Source organism: Rhizobium sp. NZLR1b (assembly GCF_019685155.1).
Lineage (GTDB): Bacteria > Pseudomonadota > Alphaproteobacteria > Rhizobiales > Rhizobiaceae > Rhizobium.
In genome coordinates, this window is the sequence record NZ_JABDWC010000054.1 from 1 (window position 1) to 3199 (window position 3199).

Genomic DNA, 3199 nt, shown 5'->3' on the forward strand with positions numbered 1-3199 from the left:
GTAACCATCCGAGCAGCCCCGCGGCATTAGCACGCGTGAGGTACGTCAAATCGCCTACACTGATGAGGTTGGTTCAAAGTGGAATGCTTGGCGTAGCGGGGGTCAGTTTTTCCGGCGTGATCTACGCGCCCATTTCGCAGCCAGGTTTTCCACGGCTCTGTTGAGATCAGCGAAGGCTGCATTGTTTGGGTCGAAGTCTTTGGCGCCCCACCATTCGGTAAGCTCGGCGTGCCGTTCATGAGCGGGATCGGCGAGCGCCTCGCGGAATTCCTGATATCCCCACGGACCGCCGACGTCTTCAGGCGGGCAGCGCCCCGTTGCCTCGATCAGCATTGGATCTGCAAGCGCGACGATGGGGAACGTGCGCTCGATCTTGATGCTGTGCGTCCAGCCGTCGCCGAAGTCGTAGTGGTATTTGAAGGATTTCGCACCGGTGTCCTGGATTGCCGACAAGAGCGAGACCTTGCGTGCATCGAGCGGACCATCCCCCCATTCCTGGTCGGGCAAACCAAAGCCAATGTCACGGATCTGGAATTCGTAGAGGTGGGTGTTCGTCCACCCCATCGCGGCCTGCAATACCTCATGCAACCGGCTGAGCCGGATGCGCCACGGCACGACAATGCGCCGCATCACAATCGGTTCGACATGATCAAGGGTGACCTTCAGACGGACCAGAGAAGCTGCCATTGTCAAGCTGCCAGCATGAGGGCGGAGCTTTCGGCCTGGCGTATCCGCTTCCACTCCCAGGGAAGCAGTTCCGGCAGACGCGAGGCCGGCAGGTCGGCGATGCGAGCAAGGGCATTGGCGAGCCAAGCTTTGGGGTCTACGTCGTTCAGCCGTGCGGTCATGATCAGGGTGAGCATGATGGCAGCGCGATCTGCGCCGCGGTCGGAACCGGCGAAGAGCCAAGCTTTTCTTCCGCAAGCCACACCGCGCAGCGCTCTTTCCGCGGCGTTGTTCGTCATGCAGGTTCTGCCGTCGTCGGCATAGCGGGCAAAGTCAGCCCAGCGCGACAGCATATAGTCGATCGGTCCGGCCACCGGCGATGAGCGCGATAGGCTGGCCCGCTCGGTGCGCAACCATTCCTCCATATCGCCCAGTAGCGGCTTGCTCCTCTCCTGCCGGACCGCAAGCCGCTCGGCCGCGCTCAGGCCGTTGATGTCGCGCTCGATGGCAAACAGGGCATCGATGCGCTTCACGGCCTCGAGGGCTACCGGCGAGATCGGCTTGGCACCTTTGCCGCGCCGAGCGTTGCGAGCGACATCGGCCAGCTCGAAGAACTTCCGGCGCGCATGGGCGAAGCAGAACGCGGGCGTTGCCGGCATCTGCTTCCTCGTCCGGTCGAACAGCGGATTGAAGCCGTTGTAGCAATCAGCCTGAAGGATGCCGCTGAAGTCGGCCAGATGCCTTTGCGGGTGCTCGCCGCGCCGATCGCTGGAGGCGTAGAAGACCGCCGCCGGCGGCGCAGGACCGGCGAACGGCTGATCGTCGCGCACGTAAACCCATATTCGCCCGGTCGTGCATTGGCCCTTGGCCAGGACCGGGATCGTCGTATCGTCGCCATGAAGCCGCTCGGCCTGGAACACATGTGCCTCGATCAGGTCGAAGACCGGCTTGAGGGCGAAGGTGACGTGCCCGACCTGATCGGCCAGGGTCTGGGTCGACAGATCGATGCCCTCACATTTGAACCGCGTGCTCTGGCGGTTCAGCGGGATGTGCTGCCCGAACTTGTCGAACACGATCGTCGCCAGCAACTGAGGGCCGATGAAGCCGCGCGGCGTGGCATGGAACGGTGCGGGAGCCTGACTGATCGCCTCGCAATCGCGGCAGGTAAACTTCTCGCGCACCGTCTCGATCACCTTGAAGCGGCGCGGGATCTCCTCCAGCGTTTCCGTCACGTCCTCGCCCAGCTTCGACAGCCGTGAGCCGCCACAGCAGGCACATACCGTCGGCGCTTCAATGACGATGCGTTCGCGCTCGACGTCTTCGGGCCACGGCTTGCGCACCGGACGCTTGCGGGCGAAGGCGCGTACGGACTGTGTTTTGGCCGCGGCCTCTTGGGCGCCCAGTTCGTCCTCGGCGGCCGACGCCACGAGTTCTTCGAGCTGCAATTCCAATTGATCGATCAGCCGCTGCGTGCGCTCGCGACGCGGCCCGTGCTTCTCGCGCTCCAGCTTGCCGATCAGCAACTGCAAATGCACGTTCAGCGCCTCGATGCTCGACAGCCGCGCCTTCGCGTTGGCAGCTTCCGCCTCGGCCTGGAGCCGCGCGGCGCGTTCGGCCAGCAGCGCCGCATGGGCGCTGGCAAGGTCCGATGGTAGGGAAAGCGTCGGCAATGTCATGACGACATTGAAGCAGATTTCTCAACAATCTCAATGCAAAAATGCAGTCAGACCCGGCTAGGGCGCCAGGTTTCCTGCGGTGCGCGCCAGTCAATTCCGGACAGCAGATAGGAAAGCTGCGCCGACGAGATTGCCACCGCCCCACCTTCGGCGGAAGGCCAGATAAACTTTCCTCGTTCCAATTTTTTCGTGAACAGGCAGGCCCCCTGACCATCATGCCAGATCAATTTTATCAGATCGCCGCGGCGGCCTCGGAAGCAGAACAGATGACCGCCCACAGGATCATGCTTCAGCACCTCCTGCACACGCAGTGCCAGCGACGGGAATCCGCACCGCATGTCCGTGTAGCCCGTCGCCAACCAAACCCGAACGCCTGCCGAAATCGGGATCATCGCAGAGCCTCAAGACCCTGGATGATGCGCAGCAAGGCATCGACGTCGACATTGCGGTCGACAATGACGCGACGCCCATTTGCGCTAAGTACCTCCATGCGCCCGTCCGCCGACAAACTTGGCGAGACAGGCGTCGGCACGGGCGACTCCGGCACGACAAGCGCAGACACGAAGCCATCAAAATCACTGCCGGCAAGTCGACCTTCCCGATATGCGCGCCGCCACGTATTCAACAGCGAGCGCGAAAGCCCGTATTTGCGCGCCGTCGCCGACCCAAGTCGCGGAGCTGAGTAGCTTTCCTCGACAATCCGCAGCCGCGCCGCATCCGTAAATTCGCGCCGCCGACCAAGCTCGATGATGTCTAACCGGCTCACATCTGGCCGGCAATTGTCCTTATATACGTCCATAAGGACAATCGGCCACATTCAAATCAAACCGACAAGGCGGCCCACGCCGGATGCGTAC

General features: G+C 62.5%; 4 protein-coding genes. All 4 read right to left on the reverse strand.

The window, feature by feature from the left end; all coding sequences use genetic code 11:
* Positions 1 to 102: 102 nt before the first annotated feature.
* The 4 genes from HJB84_RS33385 to tnpA are packed head-to-tail and all read right to left on the reverse strand — an operon-like array spanning position 103 to position 3141.
* The gene (locus HJB84_RS33385; RefSeq protein ID WP_168293244.1) at positions 103 to 687 is read right to left on the reverse strand and encodes a plasmid pRiA4b ORF-3 family protein; all 585 of its coding nucleotides are present in this window, start codon (positions 685 to 687) and stop codon (positions 103 to 105) included.
* A 2-nt stretch (positions 688 to 689) separates the two neighbouring features.
* Positions 690 to 2342, reverse strand: a complete 1653-nt coding sequence (gene tnpC, locus HJB84_RS33390; RefSeq protein ID WP_168293243.1) for an IS66 family transposase — start codon at positions 2340 to 2342, stop codon at positions 690 to 692.
* Positions 2343 to 2389: 47 nt separating this feature from the next.
* Positions 2390 to 2734 (reverse strand): IS66 family insertion sequence element accessory protein TnpB, encoded by a 345-nt coding sequence (gene tnpB, locus HJB84_RS33395; protein WP_017956994.1) that lies wholly within the window; start codon positions 2732 to 2734, stop codon positions 2390 to 2392.
* A complete protein-coding gene (gene tnpA, locus HJB84_RS33400) occupies positions 2731 to 3141 on the reverse strand; it encodes an IS66-like element accessory protein TnpA (RefSeq protein WP_020485905.1) in 411 nt (136 codons plus the stop codon). Before tnpA ends, tnpB begins: the two co-directional genes overlap by 4 nt.
* Between the last annotated feature and the right edge of the window lie 58 nt (positions 3142 to 3199).